Origin of the sequence: Sporosarcina sp. 179-K 3D1 HS, from assembly GCF_047228905.1 — a bacterium.
GTDB lineage: Bacteria > Bacillota > Bacilli > Bacillales_A > Planococcaceae > Sporosarcina.
The window spans coordinates 94,223-120,424 of sequence record NZ_JBFEGI010000001.1; the positions used below are offsets into that span (position 1 = coordinate 94,223).

General features: G+C 46.8%; 31 protein-coding genes. 18 read left to right on the top strand and 13 right to left on the bottom strand.

Features of this window, described 5'->3' with window-relative positions; all coding sequences use genetic code 11:
- Positions 1–92 precede the first annotated feature (92 nt).
- Both AB1K83_RS00465 and AB1K83_RS00470 read left to right on the top strand, forming a co-directional pair.
- Positions 93–890: a S1C family serine protease gene (locus AB1K83_RS00465; RefSeq protein WP_413056186.1), complete on the top strand. Its 798-nt coding sequence runs from the start codon at positions 93–95 to the stop codon at positions 888–890.
- Between the two features lie 25 nt (positions 891–915).
- Entirely contained in the window at positions 916–1,926 is a 1,011-nt protein-coding gene (locus AB1K83_RS00470) for a hypothetical protein (RefSeq protein WP_413056187.1), read from the top strand.
- 45 nt (positions 1,927–1,971) lie between these two features.
- Here AB1K83_RS00470 and AB1K83_RS00475 read toward each other — a convergent pair whose 3' ends face one another.
- From AB1K83_RS00475 to AB1K83_RS00490, 4 genes are read right to left on the bottom strand one after another with little or no spacing between them, the layout of a single operon-like run.
- Positions 1,972–3,459 carry a tripartite tricarboxylate transporter permease gene (locus AB1K83_RS00475; RefSeq protein ID WP_413056188.1) on the bottom strand — a complete coding sequence of 496 codons (1,488 nt, stop codon included), beginning with the start codon at positions 3,457–3,459 and terminating at the stop codon, positions 1,972–1,974.
- 28 nt (positions 3,460–3,487) lie between these two features.
- Complete coding sequence (locus AB1K83_RS00480; protein WP_413056189.1) at positions 3,488–3,919, bottom strand: tripartite tricarboxylate transporter TctB family protein; 432 nt, start codon at positions 3,917–3,919, stop codon at positions 3,488–3,490.
- 56 nt (positions 3,920–3,975) lie between these two features.
- Positions 3,976–4,989, bottom strand: a complete 1,014-nt coding sequence (locus AB1K83_RS00485; RefSeq protein WP_413056190.1) for a tripartite tricarboxylate transporter substrate binding protein — start codon at positions 4,987–4,989, stop codon at positions 3,976–3,978.
- A gap of 31 nt (positions 4,990–5,020) precedes the next feature.
- Positions 5,021–6,283, bottom strand: coding sequence for an FAD-dependent oxidoreductase (locus tag AB1K83_RS00490; RefSeq protein ID WP_413056191.1), 1,263 nt, complete (start codon positions 6,281–6,283; stop codon positions 5,021–5,023).
- 137 nt (positions 6,284–6,420) lie between these two features.
- On the opposite strand from AB1K83_RS00490, the gene AB1K83_RS00495 reads away from it, so the two are divergent.
- The 5 genes from AB1K83_RS00495 to AB1K83_RS00515 all read left to right on the top strand — a co-directional run bounded on the left by AB1K83_RS00495 (position 6,421) and on the right by AB1K83_RS00515 (position 10,777).
- Complete coding sequence (locus AB1K83_RS00495) at positions 6,421–7,302, top strand: LysR family transcriptional regulator (RefSeq protein ID WP_413056192.1); 882 nt, start codon at positions 6,421–6,423, stop codon at positions 7,300–7,302.
- Positions 7,303–7,407: 105 nt separating this feature from the next.
- Entirely contained in the window at positions 7,408–8,055 is a 648-nt protein-coding gene (locus AB1K83_RS00500; RefSeq protein WP_413056193.1) for a hypothetical protein, read from the top strand.
- A gap of 82 nt (positions 8,056–8,137) precedes the next feature.
- Positions 8,138–8,560, top strand: a complete 423-nt coding sequence (locus AB1K83_RS00505) for an SRPBCC family protein (protein WP_413056194.1) — start codon at positions 8,138–8,140, stop codon at positions 8,558–8,560.
- A 197-nt stretch (positions 8,561–8,757) separates the two neighbouring features.
- A complete protein-coding gene (locus AB1K83_RS00510) occupies positions 8,758–10,443 on the top strand; it encodes a methyl-accepting chemotaxis protein (RefSeq protein WP_413056195.1) in 1,686 nt (561 codons plus the stop codon).
- Between the two features lie 97 nt (positions 10,444–10,540).
- Complete coding sequence (locus tag AB1K83_RS00515; protein WP_413056196.1) at positions 10,541–10,777, top strand: hypothetical protein; 237 nt, start codon at positions 10,541–10,543, stop codon at positions 10,775–10,777.
- A gap of 106 nt (positions 10,778–10,883) precedes the next feature.
- Here the strand turns inward: AB1K83_RS00515 and AB1K83_RS00520 are convergent, their stop codons facing one another.
- The 4 genes from AB1K83_RS00520 to yhfH all read right to left on the bottom strand — a co-directional run bounded on the left by AB1K83_RS00520 (position 10,884) and on the right by yhfH (position 13,098).
- Positions 10,884–11,645 carry an N-acetylmuramoyl-L-alanine amidase family protein gene (locus AB1K83_RS00520; RefSeq protein ID WP_413056197.1) on the bottom strand — a complete coding sequence of 254 codons (762 nt, stop codon included), beginning with the start codon at positions 11,643–11,645 and terminating at the stop codon, positions 10,884–10,886.
- 108 nt (positions 11,646–11,753) lie between these two features.
- On the bottom strand, positions 11,754–11,975 hold the full coding sequence (locus AB1K83_RS00525; RefSeq protein WP_413056198.1) for a hypothetical protein: 222 nt from the start codon (positions 11,973–11,975) through the stop codon (positions 11,754–11,756).
- Between the two features lie 180 nt (positions 11,976–12,155).
- Positions 12,156–12,818, bottom strand: a complete 663-nt coding sequence (locus AB1K83_RS00530) for a superoxide dismutase family protein (RefSeq protein WP_413056199.1) — start codon at positions 12,816–12,818, stop codon at positions 12,156–12,158.
- Between the two features lie 163 nt (positions 12,819–12,981).
- Positions 12,982–13,098, bottom strand: coding sequence for a protein YhfH (yhfH, locus tag AB1K83_RS00535; protein WP_413056200.1), 117 nt, complete (start codon positions 13,096–13,098; stop codon positions 12,982–12,984).
- Between the two features lie 225 nt (positions 13,099–13,323).
- Here yhfH and AB1K83_RS00540 point away from each other — a divergent pair, with 225 nt between their 5' ends.
- Positions 13,324–13,491: a hypothetical protein gene (locus AB1K83_RS00540; protein WP_413056201.1), complete on the top strand. Its 168-nt coding sequence runs from the start codon at positions 13,324–13,326 to the stop codon at positions 13,489–13,491.
- 45 nt (positions 13,492–13,536) lie between these two features.
- Here AB1K83_RS00540 and AB1K83_RS00545 read toward each other — a convergent pair whose 3' ends face one another.
- Together AB1K83_RS00545 and AB1K83_RS00550 are read right to left on the bottom strand one after the other, a co-directional pair.
- Positions 13,537–13,908 (bottom strand): hypothetical protein, encoded by a 372-nt coding sequence (locus AB1K83_RS00545; protein ID WP_413056202.1) that lies wholly within the window; start codon positions 13,906–13,908, stop codon positions 13,537–13,539.
- Positions 13,905–14,993 carry a tetraprenyl-beta-curcumene synthase family protein gene (locus tag AB1K83_RS00550; RefSeq protein ID WP_413056203.1) on the bottom strand — a complete coding sequence of 363 codons (1,089 nt, stop codon included), beginning with the start codon at positions 14,991–14,993 and terminating at the stop codon, positions 13,905–13,907. Before AB1K83_RS00550 ends, AB1K83_RS00545 begins: the two co-directional genes overlap by 4 nt.
- Before the next feature lie 541 nt (positions 14,994–15,534).
- Between AB1K83_RS00550 and qoxA the strand changes: the two genes are divergently transcribed.
- Genes qoxA through qoxD form a run of 4 tightly spaced genes read left to right on the top strand, consistent with a single transcriptional unit; the run spans position 15,535 to position 19,329 of the window.
- Entirely contained in the window at positions 15,535–16,467 is a 933-nt protein-coding gene (qoxA, locus tag AB1K83_RS00555) for a cytochrome aa3 quinol oxidase subunit II (protein WP_413056204.1), read from the top strand.
- A gap of 36 nt (positions 16,468–16,503) precedes the next feature.
- A complete protein-coding gene (gene qoxB, locus AB1K83_RS00560) occupies positions 16,504–18,450 on the top strand; it encodes a cytochrome aa3 quinol oxidase subunit I (protein WP_413056205.1) in 1,947 nt (648 codons plus the stop codon).
- Positions 18,447–19,043: a cytochrome aa3 quinol oxidase subunit III gene (qoxC, locus tag AB1K83_RS00565; protein WP_413056206.1), complete on the top strand. Its 597-nt coding sequence runs from the start codon at positions 18,447–18,449 to the stop codon at positions 19,041–19,043. Before qoxB ends, qoxC begins: the two co-directional genes overlap by 4 nt.
- A 4-nt stretch (positions 19,044–19,047) precedes the next feature.
- Complete coding sequence (gene qoxD / locus AB1K83_RS00570) at positions 19,048–19,329, top strand: cytochrome aa3 quinol oxidase subunit IV (protein WP_413056591.1); 282 nt, start codon at positions 19,048–19,050, stop codon at positions 19,327–19,329.
- 228 nt (positions 19,330–19,557) lie between these two features.
- On the opposite strand, the gene AB1K83_RS00575 is transcribed toward qoxD, so the two are convergent.
- Positions 19,558–19,884 carry a hypothetical protein gene (locus AB1K83_RS00575; protein WP_413056207.1) on the bottom strand — a complete coding sequence of 109 codons (327 nt, stop codon included), beginning with the start codon at positions 19,882–19,884 and terminating at the stop codon, positions 19,558–19,560.
- 240 nt (positions 19,885–20,124) lie between these two features.
- On the opposite strand from AB1K83_RS00575, the gene AB1K83_RS00580 reads away from it, so the two are divergent.
- Positions 20,125–20,451, top strand: coding sequence for a phosphoribosyl-ATP pyrophosphohydrolase (locus tag AB1K83_RS00580; RefSeq protein ID WP_413056208.1), 327 nt, complete (start codon positions 20,125–20,127; stop codon positions 20,449–20,451).
- Positions 20,444–22,861, top strand: a complete 2,418-nt coding sequence (locus AB1K83_RS00585) for a DEAD/DEAH box helicase family protein (RefSeq protein WP_413056209.1) — start codon at positions 20,444–20,446, stop codon at positions 22,859–22,861. The genes AB1K83_RS00580 and AB1K83_RS00585 overlap by 8 nt, the downstream gene beginning before the upstream one ends.
- Before the next feature lie 37 nt (positions 22,862–22,898).
- On the opposite strand, the gene AB1K83_RS00590 is transcribed toward AB1K83_RS00585, so the two are convergent.
- Positions 22,899–23,204 carry a hypothetical protein gene (locus AB1K83_RS00590; RefSeq protein ID WP_413056210.1) on the bottom strand — a complete coding sequence of 102 codons (306 nt, stop codon included), beginning with the start codon at positions 23,202–23,204 and terminating at the stop codon, positions 22,899–22,901.
- Positions 23,205–23,333: 129 nt separating this feature from the next.
- Here AB1K83_RS00590 and AB1K83_RS00595 point away from each other — a divergent pair, with 129 nt between their 5' ends.
- The 4 genes from AB1K83_RS00595 to AB1K83_RS00610 all read left to right on the top strand — a co-directional run bounded on the left by AB1K83_RS00595 (position 23,334) and on the right by AB1K83_RS00610 (position 25,486).
- Positions 23,334–23,834 carry a DUF2243 domain-containing protein gene (locus AB1K83_RS00595; protein ID WP_413056211.1) on the top strand — a complete coding sequence of 167 codons (501 nt, stop codon included), beginning with the start codon at positions 23,334–23,336 and terminating at the stop codon, positions 23,832–23,834.
- Positions 23,824–24,612 (top strand): cytochrome c oxidase assembly protein, encoded by a 789-nt coding sequence (locus AB1K83_RS00600; RefSeq protein WP_413056212.1) that lies wholly within the window; start codon positions 23,824–23,826, stop codon positions 24,610–24,612. The genes AB1K83_RS00595 and AB1K83_RS00600 overlap by 11 nt, the downstream gene beginning before the upstream one ends.
- 162 nt (positions 24,613–24,774) lie before the next feature.
- A complete protein-coding gene (locus AB1K83_RS00605) occupies positions 24,775–24,981 on the top strand; it encodes a hypothetical protein (protein ID WP_413056213.1) in 207 nt (68 codons plus the stop codon).
- A gap of 367 nt (positions 24,982–25,348) precedes the next feature.
- Positions 25,349–25,486, top strand: coding sequence for a hypothetical protein (locus AB1K83_RS00610; protein WP_413056214.1), 138 nt, complete (start codon positions 25,349–25,351; stop codon positions 25,484–25,486).
- A 66-nt stretch (positions 25,487–25,552) separates the two neighbouring features.
- Here the strand turns inward: AB1K83_RS00610 and AB1K83_RS00615 are convergent, their stop codons facing one another.
- Positions 25,553–26,092: a DUF7010 family protein gene (locus AB1K83_RS00615; RefSeq protein ID WP_413056215.1), complete on the bottom strand. Its 540-nt coding sequence runs from the start codon at positions 26,090–26,092 to the stop codon at positions 25,553–25,555.
- Positions 26,093–26,202: the final 110 nt, after the last annotated feature.

The window sequence follows — 26,202 nt, forward strand, 5'->3', positions numbered from 1 at the left end:
CCTAAATTGTAAAAGTGCCTGGCACCGTTACAAACAATCCATCCGGCTCCTTTCGTGTATAATGAATCTAAGAATCTTTTGGATGTGAGCATGTGACTACAAATGAAACTGATCAACAGCAAGACGAGGAATTGACAGATGAAGAACTACAAGAATTGGTATTAGAAGCACAGCGGAAATATTGGGAGGAACGGGCACAGAACCAAGACAAGCCAGTCTCCCGGCGACCGTTTCCCCGATGGTTGTTTTGGTTGATGGCTACCGTTTTGCTCGTTAATACATTCGCTTTCGTATTTGAAGTATTCTCCATCCCCGCGGTGGAATTTCTGAAAACATCGTCGCGCTTGTCGGCGCAAGAAGATATCGCGACGTATAAAAAATCCGTCGTCGTCATTGAAACCGGCGACAGCAAAGGAACGGGCTTTTCTATTTCAAGCGATGGCACGATATTGACCAATTATCATGTCGTAGAAGGCAACAGCCAAGTGATGGTCTCCTTCCCGGATGATGGCCGCTTTGCCGCAAAAGTGACGGAGACGTACCCTTCTATCGATCTCGCGGTGCTCGAGGCGGATGGCAAGGACCTCCCCTACTTAAAATTAGCGGAACAGCCGGACTACCCGAAGGATGAGCCGATTTATTTCATCGGCAATCCACTCAGTTTCTCCGGCATTGCGAATGAAGGCACGATACTCGATCATACGCAACTGAAAGACTGGGAAGAACCGGTTGTCATGATCCAAGCTCCGGTGTACCGGGGCAATAGCGGCAGTCCGGTTTTGAATGAAGACGGGAAAGTCATCGGTGTCATATTCGCGACCTTGCAACATGATGACTACGGGCACGTCGGGTTATTTGTGCCCATTGAAGCGTATAAAAGGGCGCGATAACATGTAAGAAAAGGAGGGAAAAGCAATGGAGCTGGCTTGGACTTTTGGCAAGATCCTATTGGGGATTGCCATCATTAGCGTAATCGTCAACTATAGATTTCATTTGAAAGATAAAAAGATCTTGTATTCCAAAAAATTGATTCCGCCGATCTGGGCGGACCGGGAAACAAAACAATTGTTTCAACAGTTCAATCGGGCATGGTCATACAAGATAGAAAAAAATGTCAATGTCCGGATCCACAAATCGAAGCACTCCTTGACCGATCAGGAGTTGCGGGAACGCTGGTATGAATTGAAAAAGTTTCTGCTCCTCGCAAGTGTGTCAAAAGGGTTGCCGATGTTCTCGAAGAAAGTCGATGACATCTGGCACTTCTTCTTGGAAGAGCAAGTGTTATATGAGGAATTTTGTTACCGATTCATAGGGGAGCCGATCGAACACCACCCTCATGAGAAACCGAAGCATCTTCCAAAAGAGCGGGCTTGGTTCGATCTCTTATACCTCTCCTTTTTCCCTGTTTCCTCCCACTCCCATCTTTGGGGCGACTTCTTGCAGGAGAAGGAAGAGCACGGGAAATGGATTGTCCAGATCATCAACGGAACTGAAGATATAAAAAATACTCACGGCAGGCACCGGGCGAGTGCGCCGACAGTGGAAACGCTGGATGCTTTCCTGCAGTTTGCGAAAGAGCAAGTAGACCAACCGAATCCAAACTTGAAAAAACGGATACAACAGACCGACGGCTATTGGTACGGTCCCGCCATTTTAGGAGTGGGCGTCTATGAAGGGCATAATTTCTACGAGGACCAGAAAAAGAGACAAGATGGATTCGGCGGCGATGGCGGTGCATCGGGCTATTCAGCAGGTTCCGACGAACGGAATGACGAGCGGATTGATGCTTGGAATGAAACCGCAAGCGACGTCAATACGTTCGAAGCCGGCTCCGGAGGCATACCCTCCAACTCAGGCGGCTGGACCGGATCCGACTCGGGAAGCGGCTGCAGTTCCTGCAGTTCGTGTAGTGGGTGTTCATCTTAATAATAGAGAAAAACCATCAAGCACATATTTGATGGTTTTTCTTTATTATTGAACAATCATTTTGTTTTTATTTCGTAAACTCAACACAACGGATAGAATGATGAAAAGCGTTAAGATTACACTAATCGGGGACGTCACGAAAGTTTTCAGGAAAACGAGTGGGTCGTCTCCCGCCGCCATCATTCCTCCCCTGAATGATTTACTGATCAATGGACCTAAAATCATACCGAGTACAAATGGAGCAATGGGGAACTGATGGATTCGAAAAACAAATCCAAGCAACCCGAAAAATGCCATCCAATATACGTCCGTTACACTGTTGTTAATGGAATATGCACCAATTATCGTAATTAAAGTAATGGCAGGATACAAAATTCCTTTATGGACAGAAACTATTTTTTGAAACATGCGAATTCCCGTTAATCCGAAAATTAATAAAAATAGGTTGGCCATAAGCAAAGCGCCCGTAATTACCCAAAACAACTCTGGAGTATTGACCATAAGCATCGGACCCGGATTTAGCCCATGGATGACCAATGCCCCAATAATAACAGCAGTGACCGCATCGCCAGGTATTCCCAGCGTTAACATTGGAATCAAAGCTCCGCCGATTGCCGCATTATTGGCCGCTTCAGGAGCGACCACCCCTTCATACGCACCCTCCCCGAATTTCCGAGAAGGTTTCTTCACCGTTCGTTTTGCATGATCATACCCCAGCAAAGCGGCAATTTCACCCCCAACGCCCGGCAATGCCCCGGTTAATACACCAATAACAGAAACTCGAAGAGAGAGCGGCAGCAACTTAAGCAGGACCGACAGTTTCGGAATAATTTTACCTACTTGTTTAATGGGATCCGCCCGAAACGATTTTGTCAGTTGAATCAACACTTCGGAGAAGCCAAATAACCCGAGAATTGCTACGACGACATTAATGCCCGTAGTTAATTCCAAACTGCCGAATGTCAGGATCGGAATACCTGTAATCGCATCAAGGCCGATCAGTCCAATATTGACTCCAAAGAATGCAGTGAAAAGGGACTTGGTGAAATCCCCTTTTGATAAAGAGCCAATTAAGAGTAAGCCCATTACGCCCAATAGAAAATAATCGATATGTGACACTTTAATCGCGATTTGCGATATGAAGGGCGTTGTAAATGCGAGAAATAGAACCCCGATGAGTCCCCCGACCGCCGACATGATAGTTGCCAATCCAATTCCATAGCCTGCCTCCCCTTTTAATGCTAGTGGATACCCATCAAAGGTCGTCGCAATGGAAGATGGCGCCCCAGGAATGTTTAGAAGCATTGCGGACCGAGAACCGCCGTACACTCCCCCTACATATATGCCCATAATCAAAGCTAAAGCCGCCAACGTGTCCCATGTATACGTTAAAGATAAAAGAAGTGCAGTCGCCATAGTAACCGACAGGCCAGGAATGGCTCCAATATAAATACCTGCAAATGTTCCGATCGCAACCAAGGACAACAATTTCAAATCCAATATCGGTATTAGAAAGTTAGAAAACTGTTCCATAGACTACTCCTTACTTTCATTTATTTAGTCAGGGTAATAGAATGCCAAATAACATTTCGAAAACTAGCCCCAATGCGATTATTAGACCAACTGAAATTCCAATGCATTTCACCCATGATCCCACTCGGAACAGTCGAAATGTCGTAAGTAAAAAGGCAAAAGAAAGTATGTAAAAATGGACGATTTTCATTAGTAATAAAAACAATAAAAGGATGGCTGAAAACATGACAAACGGTTTCATGAGACCGAATTCTGCTTGCTCACGTTGTTTGTGTTCCTTGTTCAAAATGACAAGAGATAAAATAATCATGCAGATGGAGGAAAACATCGGGATGACGACCGGTGACGAGAATAAGGCTATATTCCGGCTTTCCGGTACATCGATCATCCATGAACCGATTAAAAATAAGATACTAAAGGCAAATAGAATGAGATTAAAAACATTCGTTTGTAACGTCATCGTCACTCCTCCTTCGTAAGAGAATAGAGGGAGAGATCGTCTCCCCCCCTGCTGCTTTATGGTTTTGGAATATCATATTTGGATGGATCTTCCGCAACGCCTACATCAAATAATAGCCAGTTCGTTTGGGATTCCCAAGTTTGTTGAAAATCTAGCGCTTCTGAACCGGTGTATCCCATCGGAACTGTTGCATTCTTTTTTAGAAATTCTTGAAATTCTTCTTCCTTATACCCTTTGGTAAATGAGTCAACGAGCTTATCTACAATAGGTTGCGGCGTATCCTTTTTTACATAGACACCATAATACGGCCCCCATGGCAAATGTTTATTATACTCCGGCCGTTCTTCTCCTAACGCTGGCCAGTCTGGGAAGTCATCGAGTTTCGTTTCATTGACAACACCCAACACTTTTACCTTTCCGGATTCCGCATATTCGCGTGCAGCAGATAAACCGATGATTCCCACGTCTACATGCTCCCCAATCACTCCCGCTATACCTGCTCCAGCGGAATCATATGGAACCGTAAGAAATTCACGGTCCAACATGGCGGTGACAATTCCTGAAACGCCAACGGGTCCAGTGCTCATAATCTTTATTTCTCCCGGACGTTGTTCAGCTTCATCCAATAGATCCGAAATGCTATTCCAATTGGATTTCGGTTGTGTGACAACTACTGGAACATCCCTTCCCAATTGAATAATGGGAATAAAATCATTAAAGCTCGCTTCCGAAATACCGGTAGTTCGGTACAAGTTCTGATTTTCAGCAGCAATTAACAAAGTATAGCCATCTGCGGGTTTAGAGAGGACATTTTGAGTCGCTACTGCACCCGTTCCGCCTGGATTATTTTGCAAAACAATGGACTTTCCTAAATGCTTTTCTGCTTGAGGTGCAATCATTCGGGCAACGGTATCCGATGAGCCCCCTGCTCCAAATGGAATGATGGCTGTTAAGCTTCGTTCCGGAAAGGGCGTTTCAGCTTCTTCACTTGCATTCGACTTATCAGAAGAACAACCTACTACTGACACAAGCATGATTGAAAAAATGAATAAACTCCATGTTTTTCTCATGTTCTTTCCCCCTCAATTTTTGTATATATTTTTATATAATAGCTTCCTGACGAATTAACTCTTGTTGGATCGCATGGACATTTTGATTTCCATGCAATGTATAGTAAGCAGCCGCTACGCCAGCTGCGTGTCCTGTTGCAAAACCAGTTCCCATCACACGCGCGGACGCGAAAGCTGTTGGATCACAGGAGATGATTCTCCCGGCACACCATAAGTTCGATATGCTTTTTTCTTTTAATGAACGTAACGGAATTTCATAATGGGCATCGTCACGAATGGACTTGTAGATCGGGGGCTTCCCAGGCCCTGCATGAATTTCTATAGGCCATCCCCCTAGCGCCACAACATCAGAATGCTTTCTTCCCTCGATTACATCCTCCGCCGTTAGCGTATATTCGCCAAGCACATGCCGCGTTTCCCGGATTCCCAGCGAAGGTCCCGTTTGGACTAAATAAGCGCTTTCAAAACCAGGAATGTATTTTTTGAATGTCTCGATATACCTCCAAGCCTGTTCCCTCGTCACTAGCTCCGCTTCTGTTAAACTGGAAGAATCAAGCCCATTTACAGCGACATCGGCGAAAATGGCTAGGATATCATGGGAGTATGGAAGACGAATCATCGGCCCCTTTTCTTTTGTTAATTGTACTCCTTCATCTTTTGCTTTCATAATTGCTTGATGAACCAATTCAGGGTTTAAATCGACGGTTTCAGGTACACCTCCAATTCTCATCACCAATGTACCAATTTGCAGCTCTCCATCTGCATTCCCGACCTGAACATCACCGCCGGCCAATGCTGTCAAATCGGCTTCCCCGCTCGCATCAATAAACGTTTTAGCTTCTACCGTGAAGGGTCCGTTATGGTCCAAACACTCTACCGATTGAATGTTGTCTCCTGATTTCTCGACTTTGGTTACCTTCGTATGAAGCAAAGGGGTAACGTTGGATGTGCGAATGATTTCATCAAAAGCAAATTTTGCCGCTTCTGGATCGACAATAACGCCTATATTTTTTGTAGTGTTGCTTCGATATGGTCCCCGGCTCATGCCCATGGCTTTCACCATATCAAGAATTTCATTCCCCACACCTCCCACTACTCGTTCCATCGGATCTTTTCGGCTATACATTCCACAAATGGTTAACACGGAGCTATTTGTTAGCGCCCCGCCAAAATAGGGATTTTTCTCAATAATAATAGTTTTTGCACCAGATCGACTCGCACCTACTGCGGCTGCGATGCCGGCTGATCCGCCTCCTACTACCAAAACATCGTATTGGTCCTTTCGTTTCCTCATTTATCTTCAGCCTCGCTATTTTCAATATTTTCATCTTTCGAACTACTTAAAAGTATTGCACTTGCTATTTATATAGTCAATCTATATAATCGAACCATTCATTAGTAAAATCGATTAATTAAAAAAGAAGGTGCTATATGGAGATCCATCAGTTGCAATATGTAGTGAACATAGCAAAATACCAGCAATTTACTCGAGCGGCGGATGAAATTTGTGTATCCCAGTCTACATTGTCCCAACAGGTGACGAAGCTGGAGGATGAATTAGGAGTAAAATTATTTGAGCGCACGACCCGTTCCGTCAAGCTGACATCAGCTGGAAAAGAGTTTTTGCTCTATGCAAAACGAATTTTATCCGATATTGATCGAGCCAAACATGCCATGAAGGAATTCGCGGGTTTATCCAGAGGCAAGATAAAAATTGGTGCCATTAATTCCATGGGTGATCGGTTACCCTTTTTAATCGCAGATTTTCAAAAGTTATATCCGGGCATTAATGTATTAATTATGGAGGAGGGCAGTTATAAACTGTTGGAAATGCTTGAAACATATGAAATTGATATAGCAATCCTCACCCCTCCTACGGATCGGGATATCAATGAACTCATTGAGGTGCATGAATTAATTGACGATGAATTGGTGTTGATTACATCTAAAAATCATCCATTGGCAAAAAAGAACCGCATTGATTTACGTGAAGCGGCAGAAGAGAAATTCATTTTCCCCAGCCGTGGACATAGTGCATACAATCTCGTGTTGCAAGCTTGCCGCGATGCAAAATTCGAACCTGAAATTGTGTGTGAAAGCAGTAGTTTATATGCCCGCTTCGGCTTGGTAGGCAATGAGATGGGCGTGTCTCTCGTTTCATCAAAAGGCATTAAATCAAGTGATACTGAATACATTTCTATCGTTCGATTAACGGAAACAATAAAAAAGCCAACCGTCTTGGCATTATTAAAAAGCTCCCACCACTCCCCCGCTACCTTGGCATTTCGTAATTTTTTGCTACAATCCGTCTAAGCGAATAGCCGATTTTCACTTACAGAGAAGGTCCTCACATGCTATGATGAGAAAGGTTCTTAAAGAAATAGAAACAGGCATTAGTAGATCAAGGAGCGTTCAATAGTGGATAAGAAACAACAGCAGTTACTGGCATCGTATTATGAACAATTTACAAAACGGCATTTTGATGAAAAGTATTTTTATGGATTTTTACTGTTGGTTAGGGATGAAGCGACAGACATTCCGACTGTGAAAGCTCTTTGCGATTTTGTTGTAGAGCGCGGACAATGTACAGGACTGGTTAAAGATTACTTGGCGGACTGCCAACAAATCATCGCCAATTTAGGGAAAGAAAAGCGACCGAAGCGCATCGATCCGATATTTTCCTTCAAGGACATCCGGAATGGATTCAATGCGTTGTTTGCGAAATGGGGATGGGAGAAAGTATCGCCGGATGTCATCAATGATTTCATCCTATGCCTCATTTCTTTGCTGCAAGGCGTGCCGTTGATTTCTGGACAGTCGGGGAAAACAGTCGGACATCTCAGTTTTGCCGCATCCAGCAAAGAGGTGTTTTTAATGGGCAATTTAAAGACACTTCATAACGGACGGATGATCCCGGTGACGTTCCCCGTCTTATCAGTGAAAAATATATACGAAAAAATCACACCGCGGGATCAGAAAGACACTCCTTATTTGTTTGAGGAAGAGCTAATCGAAGTCGTGCATCTAGAAGGTCAAATGGTGATCACTTTTCCTACATTGGGATGAAACGCCAGTCAATCGCATAGCTCGAAGGGATGGGGGAAACTCTAAAAAACGGGAACAGTCACCCAATGGAGGAGATAGTGGAATGCAGTCAAAAGAAATTCTTCCGGATATCCGGAAAACCATTGTGTTAGATGCACCGATCGAAACTGTGTGGAAAGCCGTGGCCACGTCCGAAGGGCTCGCCGGATGGTGGATGCCTAATACGTTTGAACCGGTTGTAGGACAATCTTTCATCCTGCGCGCCGGCGGGTTTGGGGACTCCCCTTGTGTCGTGAAAGAAATTGTCCCGCTGCAGCGGATTGCCTTCGACTGGGCGAAAGATTGGCATCTGACGTTTGAATTACAAGAAGACGCTACCGGCAAAACCGAGTTCAGTTTAATACATTCCGGATGGGATGCCAACAAAGTAACCGAGTTTGGCCAACCTCATACTCAAATTCGCGAACACATGGCAGGCGGCTGGGAAAAAATCATCCACCAATCCCTTCCCGCCTACTTGAAATAGCAGTGTACATAGTGACAGTCACCCAACAATTCCGAATCACCGAAATTGCTTGGGTAACTGTCACTTTTTTTATGGTTATCATACTTTTTACATATTTCAAAATAATGCACTTGATCCGATAATAAATTGAAATGAGAAAATAAAGGACTTTTGTATTTGGCGGCGAAATCATTTAGGTATATTAGGGGGGATGAGAAGTGACTATAGGGAAGAAAATATACGGTAGTTTCGGACTAGTGCTAGCCATTCTATTGGCCTTTTTCATTTTCAGCTTGATGCAATTAAAGAAAATTGATCAAGAATATCAACATTTGCTCGATAATCGTATAAAACAAGTTCAATTATCGGAAGCCATTCAAAAAGAAGCGGCCATGCAGGGGCTGTACGTCCGCGCCTATTATTTACAGCGTGATATGGGGTCACTCACTGCTCTCGAAGAACATCAACAAGCACTGCATGCAGCTATTGATGAATTGACGCCTTTTATTAATGCGAAAGAAATGGTTTTGGCACTTGAACAAATCCATGAAAACATAGAAAAATTTGATGGGGCGGCTGCTCAAGCTGTAGATCATATTAAAAAAGGACATTACAACCGGGCTGAGCCAATCATGAATATGGAAATCAGAAGTGCCACGATTGGCATTCAACAAGCTAGTGAACGAATTCGTGATTTTCAAGAAACGTTAATTGTCCAAGATCGTGCCATGACAGAAAATGAATCGGCGGTCGCCCGACAATCTTTGATTATCGCATTCGTTCTCTTCATTGTCATGAGCTTCCTGATCGCGACGTTCATCGGCCGGAATATTTCCCGCCCCGTCAAACGGTTAGCACAAGAAGCTGCTCTCATTTCAAGCGGAGATTTGACACAAGATGACATCCAGTTACAATCAAAAGACGAACTGGGGGACCTAGCAACAGCATTCAATGAAATGAAAAGGAATTTGCAGACCCTGATTCGCACAGTGAACGATAATGCGCTTCAGGTCACCGAGTCTGCTGAGCAATTGTCCGCAAGCACGAAAGAGGTAACCCGCGCTTCCCAAGAAGTCAGCCGAAATATGGAAGCGATGTCCATTGGCACCCAAACATCCGCCGCTTCCGCCATGGAAAGTTCAGCCTCCATGGAGGAAACTGCAGTGGGCGTGCAGCGTATTGCCGAATCGGCGCAAGGTCTTCAAACGAGGGCCATAGAGACGGAAAAACTGGCGGAAAATAGTGAAACATCCGTCCAGTTAGCGAAAGAGCAAATGCAAATCATTCATAACTCTTCTTTCCAAACAAGCGAATTGATTCGTCAATTGAGCAAGCAGATCATCGAAATCGAGAATATTACGAAGGTGATCACCGATATTACCGAGCAGACGAATCTACTTGCGTTGAATGCGGCCATTGAAGCGGCTCGCGCGGGCGAACACGGGAAAGGGTTTGCCGTCGTCGCTGACGAAGTACGGAAGCTGGCAGAACAGTCCAAAACATCCGCCATCCAAATCGTCAAACTGACAACGACAATTCAGCAGGATACGAAAAATGTAGAGCATGCAGTTGCTGACAGTCTGAAGAACGTCGAGCAAGGTGTGGAAGTGATCGACGAAGCAGGCCGTGCATTCTCTTCCATCGGTTCGGCCATCCAGCGCATGAGTGGGCAAATCGTTGAAATCTCAGCCGCCACAGAAGAGATTTCGGCTAGCGCTGAGGAAGTAACCGCGTCCGTCCAAGAAATTGCCAACCAATCATCTCAAGCTTCCAATCAAACCGAACAGAACACCGCTGCTGTCGAAGAACAGCTGGCGACTTTGGAAGAGATCCACTCTGTCGCCTATCACTTAAGCCAGCAGGCGCTGCAACTTCAGGAAGCGATCCAGGAATTTAGAGTGTAAAAAACAGGTGCCAGCCTCCCTTGGATTTTCGGGGTACACTGGCACCTATCACCTATAATCAGGGATACTTGAAGGAATAGAACCAGGACAAAACGAATTGAATCAGCGGGTGGGGAATATCGATACGGTGTTAAAAGATTTCCGTACTGAAACGAAAACAGCCCTTCAAATTATTCAAACTGGCCAACAAGGAGCACGTGAAGAGATGACGCAACGCTTTAAAGAAACCAAAAGTGATTTGCAAGTTTTGAAAAAAGACATCGAATTCACTTACCAAAAGACGGCCATGCTTGAATTGAAATTTAACCGTTTAGAGAGTGGCTTGACTGAATAACAGCCCTGCTTCTCAAGAGTGTTTTACAACAGGAAAATGCAGAACCGCCTCTACACTTTTTAAAGAGAGAGGCTGTTTTTTTATTCACTGTCGGGGGCTTTCCCCTTTACCAACCCTTTATATTCTTCATGGCCCGAACAATCATGACGGCGACTTCTTCCCGGGTGGCGGACCGCCTTGGATCAGCACCATTTGTGATTCCAAGATCCACTGCTTCTTGAAATTCCTTGACCAACCATCTGGAAGGCGTCGTTTCTCTTTCATCCAAATTCGGCTTTTCCCCGGCTTCCTTCCCAACCGAACTCTCCCGAAGTCCAAAATAAGCAGCCACCCCGTCGGCAATCGCCTCACCTTGCGTCTCCAGTTTTTCCACGGAACGCAACGCCCGGATATCAATGGTAGAATCCATGAAACCGCCTTCCGTCAAAATGGCGGGCATCGCCGTCTCGCGCAACACATGGAAATTTGCCCGCTTTACGCCTCGATCCGTCAGTCCCATCGCACGCACCATCCGTGGTTGGATGAAGTGCGCTAATTCCACGGATATCGGATTGGCATGCGGATGTTCATAAGTATAGGTCTCCACCCCGCTCCACTGTCCCCATTTCCCGCTATGGGCATTGTGATGGACAGCCACGTAAAAATCGGCCTTCCAGTGGTTTGCCCGATCCGTACGCTCGCGCAACGGAACGTCCCTCTCACCTGTCGGATCATCCACCCGTAAAATCTCGACCCCTTTATAAGACTTCAACTTCCTGATACACGCCAAGACGACTTGGTTATTAAAACTCCATTCCCGCTCTCCGTCCGGCGATCGCTTGCCCGGCGTATGCAGTCCGTGCCCCGCGTCCAACACAATTTTCACCATACGCATTCCCCCTCCTTGCTCAAAGTTCTCCGTCTTTCACTTCCTATATAGAATACTTCTTCTCCACCGGATACATACAAACACGATTGTTCGAATAATCATCCTTTTCTACTGCAACCGATCTGGTACTTGCGGATCTTGCCCTTCCCGAATTCCAGTAAAAAAAGGCGACTCGTCCTGTGAAACGGACGGCGGGCGAACGGTGTTGCTTCCGTCCAACTTTGCCAATGCTTCGTCCAATTTTCGCAACAGGCGATCCACGTCTTCCTTCGTCGCAGGCTTTTTATTCTCCATCAAGGTATAATCTCTCCATGTTACATTCAAGTCCATTGCTAATCCTCCTCGCTCTTTCTCATCAGTATCACTCAGAGGGACCCTCAGCTATTCATTTGCCTATTTCTGCAAGGAAGTGAAAGCGTAAAAAAAGAGTACCTTAGAGGAAAACCACATTCCCATAAGGTACTCGATTTTAATTGGATTCAAAAACCTTCAGTGCCAGCAAACCAACGTTTACTGCTCAATTACACCACAAACAATACGATCTCCCGAATCTCCGGATGGTTGTGTTTTACCATCATCCGCTTCCGCATGGATGACCAACGCTGTGCCACCCTCTTTTAAGAGAGAATGGGGTTCGCCGCTTGCCAAGGTGACATGCTCCGCCAACACTTCTGTTTCCACCGTGCCGTCTTCACCGACTTCCAGATTCGGCAAATCTCCGGCATGCGGGCCTTCCTCATGTTCCAATCCATGGCTCTTGCCGTCCGGATTAAAGTGCCCTCCCGCCGATTCAAAGTCTGGCGCTTCACAAACACCCGTTTCATGAAAATGAAAACCGTGTTCCCCCGGCGTCAGATTTTCGGCGACCACTTTCACTTTCACTCCGTTCTCTTCTTCGGTCAATGTGGCCGTCCCTACCGATTGACCGTCCGTATCCAGCAAGTCCACTTCCACTTCATTCACCGCCGCCCCGGTTTCCGAATCCTCTTCCACCGGTCCCGTCTCCGAAGCTTCCGGATCCTCTGCGGAATTATCCTCTACAGGTGTTTCCACATCCTCCAATTCCGTTTCCAATTCAACCCCTTCTGCTTCCGGCGTCTCCGATTCATTGCCGCAAGCCGCAAGGACGATTAGTAAAATAAATGCAGCTACCAACCAAAACCATCTTTTCAACCACAACTTCCCCTTTCAACAATACTCACTCCTATACATAGCACGAAACATAACCTCGTAAACATAAAATAGTTAGAAAGCGAAGAAAGGAGCAGTCTTCCATAGGTCAACAAGACCAAAAAAAAGCCCCGAATTCCCATTTCAGGGAACCGGGACGCTTGGTTTACTCTTCGTAACGGCCGATACAGCGTTCACATTCATACAACATGGACTCGCGCTGCTCCTCAATTTTAGCGCCACATTCTTTGCAAATTTTTTCTGTATGATTTTCTTTCTTCATCCTAATCTCCTCCTAATTAATTATATTTTCAAGTGACACTGTTTTGTAACAGTAGTATTTAATTACCCCTAGTATATAACAGATAAAACATTTTGTCACTCCATTCTGACAAAACAGTCTATTCTCCGACCAACTACAGTATGGCCGGACCAAGCAAAGAAATACTGACTTTTTCGAATAAAACCACCGGTATTGTTCATAGTAGAACGGAAAGGAGGTTGTCAAATGGGACGAGATGAACATAAAACAGGCAGCAATAATTCGGGTGCAATGCCACAAACACCGAAACAACAAAAGATTCAGCCATCTGAAATGATGGAGGAAATCGCCAACGAGTTCGCCGAATTACGTAAATCGAAAGAGGCGAAACAGCAAAAAGGCCAACGTAAATGATTTACGTAGCCCTGACAAAAGGCCGGCGCAGCGCCCGGCCTTCTTTTAATCATCTTTCATCAAATGATGCCGTCTTTGATAATCCTGTAAGGCTTTCCGAAATTGTGTTTTTCCCAGCAGGTGGACGAAGTAAAACAGCACAAACCCGAATGGTGGCAAAAGGGTCAGGAGGAACCACCAAGGGCTCTCCCGAAATCCGAGGATCATGCCTCCGACGACGCCGGCTATCGCATATACCAACGAGACATAACAAAGTGCAGCATATACCAGTAAAAATCCAATATTCATATACAGCAGGACGAGCACTTTCCGTTTCCGGGATTTGTCCTGAACTTGACGATAAAGAACCCATGACTCACGGATGTCCAGGACCGATTGCTTGAACATGGAAGCAATCTCCCTCCAAAATGAACTCATATCGATCCGCCACGCAGTTTCAGAAAGCGGTCCTGTACCCAACGATAACCGCGTCCGTTCCAATAGAAAAAGTGGCTCATCGCGCCTCCTCGCTTCAACACTTTCTTCGCTAGCGGCTTCACATCTCTCTGCCCATCCACTTTCCGATCGGATAAATAGATCCCTAACAACCCCCGGATGATCATCTTATGGAACTTGGGATCGGGCAGATCGATGGCATACGTATCCGCTCTATTAAAGAAATAGAGCAAGCGTCCAAACAGCTCTTCCACATTTTCATAATAAAAACAGAAATTCAGATCGCCGCCTTCCCGATCCTCTTCCTGATCGATCAAGTAATCCAAGAGGATATGCAGCCCTTGAATGAAAGGAAAATACCCTCGATAAATCAAATCCGGATAATCGTCCCGGAAATCCGGCCGCATGGCATACGAGACAAGGCAAAAAATTCCGAGCGTCGATCCCGCACACGCTGAAAACTCATGCCAACCCATCTCCGGCAATCCGCTCCGATAACCGGCAAACCATGTTTGCAAACGGTCCACCCGCTCGTCCTGCCTTACATGCTTGTGTATTTGCAAATCCGAATACACATGGCACAACTCTAGTAAATAAGGTCTTATCATTTCGTAATATGCCATCGACCCGAGAACGGACTGGCACACCTGCACCAACTCCGCCAAATACCCGCCGTCGTCCCGGTCGTCACGGAAACGATAATACACACGGACCGGAGCCTCAACAGTCACCGCATCCGCCATCGCTTCATGCAGGGCTGTGAAATCTTCCGGATCCAATGATGTGCTCCGATCACACAGATTGTCCAAGTAATCGCTGATCGTCTGATACGCGACGATGAAACGGATGGCCTCATTCTTTCGCTCCAACGCAGTCAATGCCAAAATCGCTCCGCCTTCGCAATGGAACGTCTTGTGTTCAATACTCGTCAGCGCTTGCTGCCGCAACTCTGCATTCGGAATCGTCTGGGCGCGCCGCTTCCAATAACGCAATTCCTCATGAACAATGGGCATGATGTCACGATATACGCGGCTCATCAAAGTTAATGGCTGTAAAGGCACGGACATCTTCGCAACACCTCAATCTCTGGTCGACTTCCCACCAGCATCCACCAGATTCCTCATTTCCCACCATTTTACCATTGCCAGAGATTAAACAAAAGTCATGTATTTACTGGAGTTGCCGAGAAAGGATGAAAACGTGTTAAGCGGTTCTACGGATGTATGAGTGCCTGACTAGGAGTCCGAGTTTCTAAGAGTGTCAGGGCTTTGGTTCGGGTTTCATTCATATTGCTGAAGAAGAGCTTTTAAAATGAAATTCAACCAGGCTGTCATCCAAAGACCGGATTCGCCTCCAATCTCTGTAAACCCATCTATCTACCTCCAAGAAATTCATTATTCTGGCAATAACTCTAAAATCTATATTTGTTTCCGAGAAATAAAACATAAGAATTAGAACCTTTTGTGACATCGAGGTTTTCTAATTGTTTTTCGCTCCAAACAGGAATATTATTTGTTACACAAGGCGAGAAAATGACTTTAAATGTAAAAATAAGTTATATAAATAAAATAATTTCTCGCAATCTCAATGGAAATGAGGGAGCATAAATTGAAGTTAAAATGGCTGTTTCTGTCACTGACCCTTGCCCTTTCCACCGTTTTGGCCGGCTGCGAACAATCACTATTAATCCTCGACCCAAAAGGGCCACAAGCCAAAACGCTGTCCGATACCATCATATTTTCCATTCTCATGATGACTGGCATCCTTTTGGTCGTCTATGTCCTTTACACATACATGCTCGTCAAATATCGTGCTTCCAAATTGGATGACGATTATGAACCTCCACATGAGGAAGGCAATAAATGGCTGGAACTCATTTGGACGCTCATTCCAGTCGTCATCGTCATCGTTCTATCGGTTGTTACCGTACGTACGACAAGCGACGTAGAAAGCACTCCGAGCGCGTATGCGAATGAAAAAGCGCTCGTCATCTACGCTTCTTCTTCCAACTGGAAATGGCACTTCAGCTATCCGGAAGAAGGAATCGAAACCGTCAACTATGTCAATATCCCGACGGACCGCCCGATTGAATTCCGGCTCTATTCCTATGGGCCGATCACCAGTTTCTGGATTCCGCAGCTCGCGGGACAGAAATATGCGATGAGCGATATGGTAACGACGATCCATCTCGCTGCGGATACACCTGGCTCATACATCGGGAAAAACTCCAACTTCAGCGGTGAAGGTTTCGCCCATATGGAGTTTGAAGCGCAAGCCATGACAACCAAGGACTATGAGGAGTGGGTGCAAGACGTCAAGGCCACGGCGCCGCAATTGACCAAAACCGAGTTTGACGAACTGCTCACGACGCCACATGTCGGACGTAAAACATACACATCCACCCATTTGGAATTCAGCCCGGCTCCGGAAGGCGAACACGCCGGACACCAACACGGAACCAACTCAGCGGAAATTGAACATGCAAAACAGGAGCGCAGCACCGATGCTCCGAACGACACCGTACACGCCCACGCACAGTAATACCAAATCCCAACCACCCGAAAGGAGTTTACATCTATGAAATGGGATGAATTTTTCGTAACTGGCGAACCGATGATTTACACCGCCATGGCCATGATTGCCCTTGTATCCATCGCGATTCCTGTTGGGCTCACCTATTTTAAGAAATGGGGATACCTTTGGCGTGAATGGCTCACAACTGTCGACCATAAGAAAATCGGCGTCATGTATATTATTGCCGCCTTGCTCATGTTGTTCCGTGGAGGCGTCGACGCTCTCCTCATGAGAGCACAAACCGCCGTCCCGGATAATGGGCTGTTGGATGGCCAGCACTATAATGAAATCTTTACCACCCACGGGATCATCATGATCTTGTTCATGGCGATGCCCTTTGTCATTGGATTGATGAACGTCGTTGTGCCTCTTCAAATCGGAGCCCGGGACGTAGCGTTTCCACGGTTGAATGCCATCAGCTTTTGGCTTTTCTTCTTCGGGGCGATGCTTCTCAATATTTCCTTCATCATCGGGGGATCCCCGGATGCGGGTTGGACCGCGTATTTCCCTTTATCCAGTCTGGAATTCAGTCCGACTGTCGGGAACAACTATTACTCGCTCTCCCTCCAAATCGCAGGGATTGGGACATTGATGACCGGAATCAACTTCCTCGTCACCATCTTCAAAATGCGCGCATCCGGAATGACATTGATGAAAATGCCGATGTTTACTTGGTCCATCTTAATTACAAACGTCATTATCGTCTTCGCCTTCCCTGTATTGACCGTCGCGCTAGCGTTAATGATGCTCGACCGACAATTCGGCACGCAATTTTTCACGATGCAAAATGGCGGGATGGACATGCTCTGGGCCAACCTTTTCTGGGTATGGGGCCATCCGGAAGTATATATCGTCATTTTGCCGGCGTTCGGGATCTTTAGTGAAATCATTTCGACATTTGCTCGTAAAAACCTATACGGCTATAAATCAATGGTCGTGAGCATGATTGTGATTTCACTGTTGTCGTTCGTCGTCTGGGTCCACCACTTCTACACAATGGGCCACGGCGTCATGGTCAATAGCGTATTCTCTATTACGACAATGGCGATTGCTGTACCGACGGGTGTGAAAATCTTCAACTGGCTCTTCACTTTGCGAAAAGGGAAAATCAGCTTCACTACGCCAATGTTGTATGCCCTCGCCTTCATCCCGATCTTTACGATTGGCGGGGTGACCGGGGTCATGCTCGCGATGGCCAGCGCCGACTATCAATATCATAATACGATGTTCCTGGTCGCCCACTTCCACTATGTCTTGATTCCAGGAACAGTCTTCGGGGTCATCGCTGGATTCCACTTCTGGTTCCCGAAAGTGTTCGGCTTCAGATTAAATGAAAAACTCGGCAAAATCGCGTTCTGGTTCATTGCCATCAGCTTCAACGTAACCTTCTTCCCGCTCTTTATTCTTGGATTGAATGGTATGACGCGCCGCATGTACACGTATTCCGAGAGTACAGGGTTTGGACCGTTGAACATGTTATCGATGGTCGGCGCGGTCGGTCTGGCAATTGGATTTGCCATTCTTGTCTATAACATTTACTGGAGTACACGGTATAGCCCACGGGATACAACAGGCGATCCATGGGATGCAAGATCGTTGGAATGGAGTACGCATAGCCCCGTTCCGGAATACAACTTCGCGAAATTGCCGGTCATCCGTGAATTGGATGCGTACTGGTTTGCGAAGAAAAACGGCACGCCGCTTGTGGAGGAAGGTCCTTATGAACCGATCCATATGCCGAATAACAGCGGACAGCCATTCATCATGGGGGTTGCATTCTTCTTCTTCGGATTCTTCATGGTCTTCAGCTGGTGGACACCTGCCATCATCTCAGGGCTCGTCATTTTAGGAACGATGGCGTATCGTACATTCGAAAACGATCATGGCCGCTATATCTCCGTGGAAGAAATTGAACGGACGGAAAACAAATTGCGAGGTGAAAGAAATTGAAAATCGATCACTCCTTGCCATTGGAATACAGCACGGAAGAGAACAAACTGAAAATCCTTGGCTTTTGGATTTTCCTCGGGGCGGAAATCGCCCTATTCTCGACCCTGTTCGCAGTCTACTTCACATTGCATAACCGAATCGGGAATGGCCCGAGCGGCAGCCATATTTTCGAATTAACTCCCGTGATGATTGAAACAATCATCTTGCTGACGAGCAGTTTCACCGTTGGACTGGCCATCCATGCGATGCGCTTAGGTTTGAAAAAAGCGATGATGACATTCTTCGCCATTACACTGCTACTCGGCGCTGGCTTCCTCAGCGTGGAAATCTTCGAGTTCGTTACCTATGTAGGAGAAGGAGCGACGATGCAAACGAGCGCCTTCCTATCAAGTTTGTTCACGTTGCTCGGCACGCACGGAGCCCACGTCACATTCGGTCTACTCTGGGGCGGCGCGATCTTGTGGCAAATTAAGAAACGGGGATTCACGCCGGAAACCGCCAATAAATCCTTTATCTTTTCACTATACTGGCACTTCCTGGACGTCGTCTGGATCTTCATCTTCAGCTTCGTCTATCTGAAAGGAATGATGTGAGATGATAAAACAACTCTTTCCCGTCCCGCATGTCATGGGATTCGTCTTCTCCCTCCTCCTTTCGCTCATCGCCTTGGTCGTCGTCAAGTTCGACCTGACCTTCACGGCGGGTATGACAATCCTGGTCGTCACTGCCATCGTGCAAGCTAGCTTACAACTGTTCCTGTTTATGCACGTCAAAGAAAACGCCGACAGCAAAACGCTCTATACGAACATCGGCTACGCCCTATTCGTCGGACTCGTGACGATTTTCGGGACGTTGTTCGCTATGGTTTGGGGATATTGATAGAAACCGGATCCGCCTCTGTCGCGGATCCGGTTTTTCATTTCCCAATGAATTCAGAGACAACGTCGGGATGTATCCCGACAATATCTTTTTTAAATATTCTTATGTTCTTTGGTTATTGGTGGGGACATATTGACCCGATGACATGAGGCCATTTTGCCCTCTACAATAGGGACAGATTGCCCTGCTCCATCGGGACATTCTGCACCAACCGGGACCGCAGAATGATTATGATTGCGGCTGACACATTTCGTAATCAATCCGATACCATTTCGTCCGGTCAATTTTCAACTTGTTATGAGCTGATGTCGATATGATATATCCTTTCTCTTCCAGTTTCCGGATTGTCCGCTTAATCGTCCTTTCCGACCAGAATGGAAACTCCTCATGCCACTCCTCGTATGTCTTGTACACCCACACATGACCGTCCTTCCGATTTTTGGAGATGAGCGAACGGAAATGCAGTTGCTGTAAAATGACCGCTTCGTTCAGTCCCAATTTTGTCGCCAAGGAAGGCAAGACAAGCAACGGAGAATCGTTGATTAATAATTTCATGCTAACCCTCTCCTATTTGATATAGTTTCACTTAGTAGATAGGTACTATTTCGGGAAAAGGATACGGAGTAAGAGAAGATATTTTGCGGGAAGGGAAAAGCTTTGCCTGATCGAGGTTTTTCATTATTACAATTAGAAAGAAACGGGTTATGTGGCGTAACAAAACTCAATTTATTTTCCTGGATAACCTTCCCTTCCAATTCATGGTATCCTAGTTAAAAAGAAACGGGAGGAATCCCCATGCCAACCTACCAAAAACTCGTCCATGATCGCATACCAGAAATCATCCAAACAGCTGGGAAGTCATTCAATTCCCGGATATTAAGTGAAGCTGAATTTATCGACGAAGTGAATAAAAAGATGCACGAGGAATTGGCCGAATATGAACATGCCAATTCGGCAGAAGAAGCGATCGAGGAGTTAGCGGATTTGCTGGAGCTAATCCATGCAGCCATTACGCATTATGGCGTTTCGTTTGATGAATTGGATACCGTTCGGAAGGACAAGGTCCACAAACGCGGCGGCTTCGAACAGCGAATTTTCTTGGAGGATGTGGAAGATGACTGATATCCGGCTAATTACGAGCAATTTAATAAAAGAAATCAAACACCTGACGAAACAGGCGGATACACTTTATTGGATTGCCGCCTTCGCCATGAGGTCCGGCTTTACACTCGTCCTGCCCCATTTGAAAGAAGCGGCGGCACGCGGTGCGGAAATCAAAATCTTGGTGGGCGACTATTTATTCATCACCCAACCGGAAGCACTTCGCCTGCTCGTGGACGAATTGCCCGAGGCTGAAATCCGGCTCTATATTAGCAAAGGTACTGCGTTCCACCCGAAAGCGTATCTGTTCCGGATGACGGATCACTCACACGTCATCGTCGGGTCGTCCAATCTGTCCGCCTCCGCCATGACGGGTGGCATCGAATGGAATGTCCATGCGCCCGTTTCCCGGAATGAGCAATTGTTCGAGCAAGCGGCAGCCGAGTTCATGAAGCAGTTCATTTCCCCCGACACCATCGCCTTGAATCCGGAAACGGTCACCTTGTATCAAACAGCTTACGACAAAGCGAACCGCAGTCATTCGATCAGCGATGCGTGGGAATCGAACGAAGAGATCGAAATGATGTTCGGCCCACCAAATTCTCAAGAATACATAGGAGAATCTCCGGTTCCCTACACAACCGAGCAACAACTATTGGAACCGCGCCCGGCGCAACGACTGGCTTTGGATGCTCTGAATCAAACCCGGAAAGATGGTTGGGACAAGGCGATGGCCGTACTGGCGACAGGGCTCGGGAAAACCTATCTCGCCGCCTTTTTCGCTGCGGATTTCAAGCGCGTGCTGTTCATTGCCCACCGGGAGGAGATATTATTGCAAGCGCAGCAATCGTTCCGGCATGTTCATCCGGACCGTTCGAGCGGTATATTTAACGGATTCACTAAAGAAAGGGATGTGGATTTCGTCTTCGACTCCGTGTTCACATTGGCCTCCCGTTATCATCTGGAGACATTCCGGCCGGATGAATTCGACCTGATTGTCATAGACGAATTCCACCATGCCGCTTCGCCGACCTATGAACGGATTTTGCAATATTTTTTACCTGATTTCCTGCTCGGTATCACAGCGACGCCGCACCGTATGGACAATAAGGATGTCTATTCCCTATGCGACGGCAACGAGGCAATTTCCATTGATTTTTTGGATGCTATCCGACACAATTGGCTGTCGCCTTTCATCTACTACGGCGTGTACGATGAAATCGACTATAGTGGGCTGAAATGGCGCAACGGTTATTATGACGAGAAGGACCTGCTCCGCTTCCAGTTGCGAGAAAGCTATGCCGAAGCGGTTTTGGGTGCGTGGAAAGAACATAGACAGACGAGGACGATCGGCTTCTGTTCCAGCGTCAAGCAGGCGACATTCCTGAATAATCACTTTCGGGAAGCGGGCTATCGTACCATCGTCCTCCATGCACAATCCGACCGCAGCACACGCCATCGCGCCAGAAAACGGTTGATCGACGGCGAACTGGATGTCATTTTCACTGTCGACCTGTTCAATGAAGGCGTCGATATCCCGAACGTCGACACATTATTATTCGCCCGGCCGACCGAATCGCTTACAGTTTTCACCCAGCAGATCGGCCGTGGATTGCGTCTTGCTGACGGGAAAACCCATTGCGTCGTCATCGATTTGATCGGGAACTACCGGAAGGCTGACTTGAAACTGAGCGTCTTTTCAAAAACGGAAGAACTGCCGAATGCGTTGACCTCGGCGGCACTCGACCTGCCGCCCTCCTGTGAAATTCATCTCGATCTTCAAGTGATTGATTTGCTGGAAGCAATGAGACGGAAACGGCAGCCGCGGAAACAGATACTCCTCGATTCCTATTTTCAACTAAAAATCGAACTTGGACACCGTCCGACTTATTTGGATTATCATTTGAAAACGGCAACAGATACAAAGGCTGTCCGCGATGAGTTCGGCTCCTATCCCGGTATGTTGGATTATGCAAATGAAATGAATGAACTAGAAGTCGCAGTTTTTCAGAAATACCAGGCGTGGTTCAAGGAAGTGGAACACACTAGTATGACAAAAAGTTTTAAAATGGTCTTACTAAAGTTTCTATTGTCTCGCGGAGCGGACAACTGGTATGAGTCAACCACACCCACTGACGCAGCGCTGTTTTTTCAACACTATTTCACATCAAAGGAATATCGTTTGAACAAAGATATTTCGGAGAAAATGAATGATATCTATATAACTTCCAATCAAAAAGAGATTGCCAATCACATTGCCGGGACATCTATGAAATATTGGGACCGGCCCGAAACCGGTTTTACTTCATTCCAAAACAAAATCTTCACCGTCCATCTGAACCCATCCCCTGCCCACCGGGAAATCCTCTACGAGTGGACAAAACAGATTTGTTACTATCGCTTGCACGCCTATTTCGAGAGAAACCCGTGAAAAAACCAGACTCCCAAAGTCTGGTTTTTCCTTTCCCTTATTTCACCTTCTCCACAGCAATTGTATTAATACTAAGCGGGTGGATTTCGCGGATTACTCCGTCGTAAGTCACTTTCACCCGATTCCCGACCTCAAACGTCTCTTCTTCATTCACCGACAGGTCAACAGTCACTTCTGAACCGGAGCGACGGATTTCTTCCCCTTCGTCTGCGACAACCGTTGCGGATGGCCCGTGGATGTCCAGGATGGTTCCCGTAAAGGTGACGTTTGGGTCCGGATGGCCACATGCCGTCAATAAGGCGATCAATGCCAGCGCAATCACCGCATTTCGAATCTTGCTCACAGAACCCCCTCCTTCACTTATTGGACGTCCCTTCCGCCCAGTCCGTTACAACTTCTGTCCCCTCCCGGTTTGCTCGCCCCCCAGATAGGTAATACTTATGGAAAACAACTTGGTAGGTGAGATAACGAAATGGCTTCCAAAACGATCCATTGGGAAAATCGGTCCGCATTCGCACAGCGGAATTTGTGGGCGGGCATTTTGTTTGGGCTAGGGTTTGTCGCGTTCATTGATGAAACGGTGTTTCACCAATTGCTGCATTGGCATAAGTTCTATGATAAATCCACGGTGGCGGTCGGACTTGTGTCGGATGGCTTGTTCCACGCATTCAGCTGGTTTGCGACGGTCGGGGGCTTGTACCTTGCCGCCGATCTAGCCCGGCGGCAAGCGTTCTGGCATAAGATGTTTTGGGGAGGCAAGCTGGTTGGCGGGGGCGCGTTCCAGCTCTATGACGGAACGATCCAACATAAACTGATGAGAATCCATCAAATCCGTTATAATGTTGATATTCTTCCTTATGATTTGGTCTGGAATATCTCCGCTGTTCTAATGATTCTAATCGGGGTACTCCTTATCTCCTCCGCACGCCGCAACGAACGGGTAGCGAAGGGAGCGGTGATCAATGCCTCATGATCCTTTCACTTGGACGTTCACCGATTGGTTTTTCGGCATACCCGCCATGCTTGCGATGGTCCTATATGTGGCAGCTGTTTACACGAGCAATCGGCGCGGACGGCTCCGCCCCTGGCCATGGCACCGAACACTGTTCTGGTTCCTCGGCGTGCTGACCGCTGCAGTTGCGCTCGTCGGCCCGCTCTCCCATCGATCACATGAGAACTTCGTCGCACATATGGTCGGACATCTGCTCGTCGGGATGCTCGGACCCCTGCTGATTGTGCTCGCCGCCCCAATGACGTTGTTGCTCCGGACCTTGCCCGTCCGTGCAGCGAGGAACGTGAGCCGGCTATTGAAAAGTCCAGTCGCCCGCTTGTTCACTCATCCGATTGTCGCGTCGCTCTTGAACATCGGGGGCCTTTGGCTGCTCTATGTGACACCTCTATATCACGCTATGCACAGTCATGTATGGCTTCATATCCTGATCCATATCCATGTTTTTGCGGCGGGCTATCTCTTTACGATTTCCATGCTTTATATCGACCCTGTCGCACACCGGCTCAGCTATCGATACCGCACCATTGTCTTCATTTTCGCCTTGGCAGGGCACGGCATCTTATCGAAATTCATCTATGCCTACCCGCCCGTAGGTGTCCCGGTCGAACATGCTCGCCCCGGCGCGATGTTCATGTATTACGGGGGCGACGCGGTCGATTTGATCATCATCATCCTGCTCTTCCATCAATGGTATCGGTCGATCCGTTTCCCGCGTACAGTTCCCGCGACTCTACAATAAACGGCTCCCCCTTCCTTCACGAGGAAGAGGGAGCCCTTCCGTCATTTCATGGCAGATTCCTTTATTTTATTTAAAAATAATAAAAAACGCCACTAAAGCAGGAACATTCACTACACCGGCCTGTTCAGTTGTACATAAGGTACAACGAAGGAGGTGTATCGAATGACCAAATGCGACAGCAAAGTGTCCCTATTGTTCTTTGGGATTTTAGCAGCTTATGCGCTTCTCGGTTTACTGATCCTCGTTCCTGGATTGCTTGCAGGCGCTTCCACGCTATTTCTCATTGCTATCGTGCTTCTTGTTGTGGTGATTGTCCTATTCGCTCTCACCATCATCTTCAAAGCCTTGCGCCGTCTCTTCCATCATTAGAGACAATGAAAAACAGCAGCCCACCCCCGGCTGCTGTTTTCCTCATTTCACATAAAATCCGATCCCCATCGTTTAATCAATGGCATTCTTTAAATCATCAATCTTATTTTGAATGACAAAATGATGATAAACGGTTAAAGCGATGATGATCACACTGAGGGAGCTGGACAAGATAGCACTTCCTATCACGTAACGGTTTATTCTGGAGTAAAACATTTTGATCACCACTTTTTTTACTTACTATGGCTGATCCAGAAACATTTATGCACTACTAGTGGAATGTTGAGACCAGTAAAAACAATGAATGGATTACTATCCTTGAGAAATACTAACCGTAGCCAAAAAATAAATCACGGAGGGACGATACATGAAAGGGAGATTTTTAGCCATACCCTTAGCGGCACTATTAGTATTGAGCGCTTGTGGAGGAGAGAGGGACGCGGAGCATTTCAAAGTGGATGACCCCACATTTGAGGACGACGGGCAGAATGATGTAGGTACTTGATTTTGACAAACGTTCGGAACGTCCACCCGGGCGTTCTTTTTTTGGGCAAAGAAAAAACGCCAAGGCTCACCCGGCGTCCAACTGACTCTTCTTTTTATAATCCACCCACAGCCACGCATTGAGGACAGCTAAAGAGATGACCATCACCAGCGGAATCCGCCATAACGATTCACTCCCGCCCTCCCAGCCGACAACGATCAGCGTCACAGCCATCACGGGTGCCATCACATAATAAGCTTTCGTGTTATACACCCAACCGTACGGGAAAAAATGTGCACCCGTGACGATTGCGAAGAACAATACCAGCTGCTCCGGACTTTTCAGAAATGCCCATGCCAAGATGGGAAAATACATAAGTTGCGCCAAATTTGCAATAAACCCCAATTGGCCGATCGGATTATCGGACGCCTTCCACTCTGCTTGGATCAGTTTTGAAAATAGGATGGCCACCGGGAACATCAACCCTGTCGCCCACAATGTCCCGATATTTTTCACCGTAATATCCAGAGACGACATGAATAGAGCCAGTATGATCATCCAAATGACGGTCGCCGACAATAGGAACCCCACTCCATTTTTGCACACTACTGACAAACGATTTCGCATTCCTCTCAGGTCCACCAAACATTCCCTCTTCCCCCGGAATTTATTTTTATCGTAACACACTCCTTTTTCGGGTGGAATAAAAAATTGAAAAACACATAGACTACTAGTCA

Excerpts from the sequence above, each read along its gene's own strand:
- AB1K83_RS00595 (WP_413056211.1), top strand. The coding sequence starts at position 23,334 with ATGGCTTCCAAAACGATCCATTGGGAAAATCGGTCCGCATTCGCACAG.
- AB1K83_RS00470 (WP_413056187.1), top strand. The coding sequence starts at position 916 with ATGGAGCTGGCTTGGACTTTTGGCAAGATCCTATTGGGGATTGCCATC.
- AB1K83_RS00475 (WP_413056188.1), bottom strand. The coding sequence starts at position 3,459 with ATGGAACAGTTTTCTAACTTTCTAATACCGATATTGGATTTGAAATTG.
- AB1K83_RS00485 (WP_413056190.1), bottom strand. The coding sequence starts at position 4,989 with ATGAGAAAAACATGGAGTTTATTCATTTTTTCAATCATGCTTGTGTCA.
- AB1K83_RS00525 (WP_413056198.1), bottom strand. The coding sequence starts at position 11,975 with ATGGACTTGAATGTAACATGGAGAGATTATACCTTGATGGAGAATAAA.
- qoxB (WP_413056205.1), top strand. The coding sequence starts at position 16,504 with ATGAAATGGGATGAATTTTTCGTAACTGGCGAACCGATGATTTACACC.
- AB1K83_RS00490 (WP_413056191.1), bottom strand. The coding sequence starts at position 6,283 with ATGAGGAAACGAAAGGACCAATACGATGTTTTGGTAGTAGGAGGCGGA.
- AB1K83_RS00505 (WP_413056194.1), top strand. The coding sequence starts at position 8,138 with ATGCAGTCAAAAGAAATTCTTCCGGATATCCGGAAAACCATTGTGTTA.
- yhfH (WP_413056200.1), bottom strand. The coding sequence starts at position 13,098 with ATGAAGAAAGAAAATCATACAGAAAAAATTTGCAAAGAATGTGGCGCT.
- AB1K83_RS00540 (WP_413056201.1), top strand. The coding sequence starts at position 13,324 with ATGGGACGAGATGAACATAAAACAGGCAGCAATAATTCGGGTGCAATG.
- AB1K83_RS00585 (WP_413056209.1), top strand. The coding sequence starts at position 20,444 with ATGACTGATATCCGGCTAATTACGAGCAATTTAATAAAAGAAATCAAA.
- AB1K83_RS00605 (WP_413056213.1), top strand. The coding sequence starts at position 24,775 with ATGACCAAATGCGACAGCAAAGTGTCCCTATTGTTCTTTGGGATTTTA.
- AB1K83_RS00495 (WP_413056192.1), top strand. The coding sequence starts at position 6,421 with ATGGAGATCCATCAGTTGCAATATGTAGTGAACATAGCAAAATACCAG.
- AB1K83_RS00480 (WP_413056189.1), bottom strand. The coding sequence starts at position 3,919 with ATGACGTTACAAACGAATGTTTTTAATCTCATTCTATTTGCCTTTAGT.
- AB1K83_RS00545 (WP_413056202.1), bottom strand. The coding sequence starts at position 13,908 with ATGAGTTCATTTTGGAGGGAGATTGCTTCCATGTTCAAGCAATCGGTC.
- AB1K83_RS00600 (WP_413056212.1), top strand. The coding sequence starts at position 23,824 with ATGCCTCATGATCCTTTCACTTGGACGTTCACCGATTGGTTTTTCGGC.
- AB1K83_RS00580 (WP_413056208.1), top strand. The coding sequence starts at position 20,125 with ATGCCAACCTACCAAAAACTCGTCCATGATCGCATACCAGAAATCATC.
- AB1K83_RS00610 (WP_413056214.1), top strand. The coding sequence starts at position 25,349 with ATGAAAGGGAGATTTTTAGCCATACCCTTAGCGGCACTATTAGTATTG.
- AB1K83_RS00550 (WP_413056203.1), bottom strand. The coding sequence starts at position 14,993 with ATGTCCGTGCCTTTACAGCCATTAACTTTGATGAGCCGCGTATATCGT.
- AB1K83_RS00575 (WP_413056207.1), bottom strand. The coding sequence starts at position 19,884 with ATGAAATTATTAATCAACGATTCTCCGTTGCTTGTCTTGCCTTCCTTG.
- AB1K83_RS00615 (WP_413056215.1), bottom strand. The coding sequence starts at position 26,092 with ATGCGAAATCGTTTGTCAGTAGTGTGCAAAAATGGAGTGGGGTTCCTA.
- AB1K83_RS00520 (WP_413056197.1), bottom strand. The coding sequence starts at position 11,645 with ATGGTGAAAATTGTGTTGGACGCGGGGCACGGACTGCATACGCCGGGC.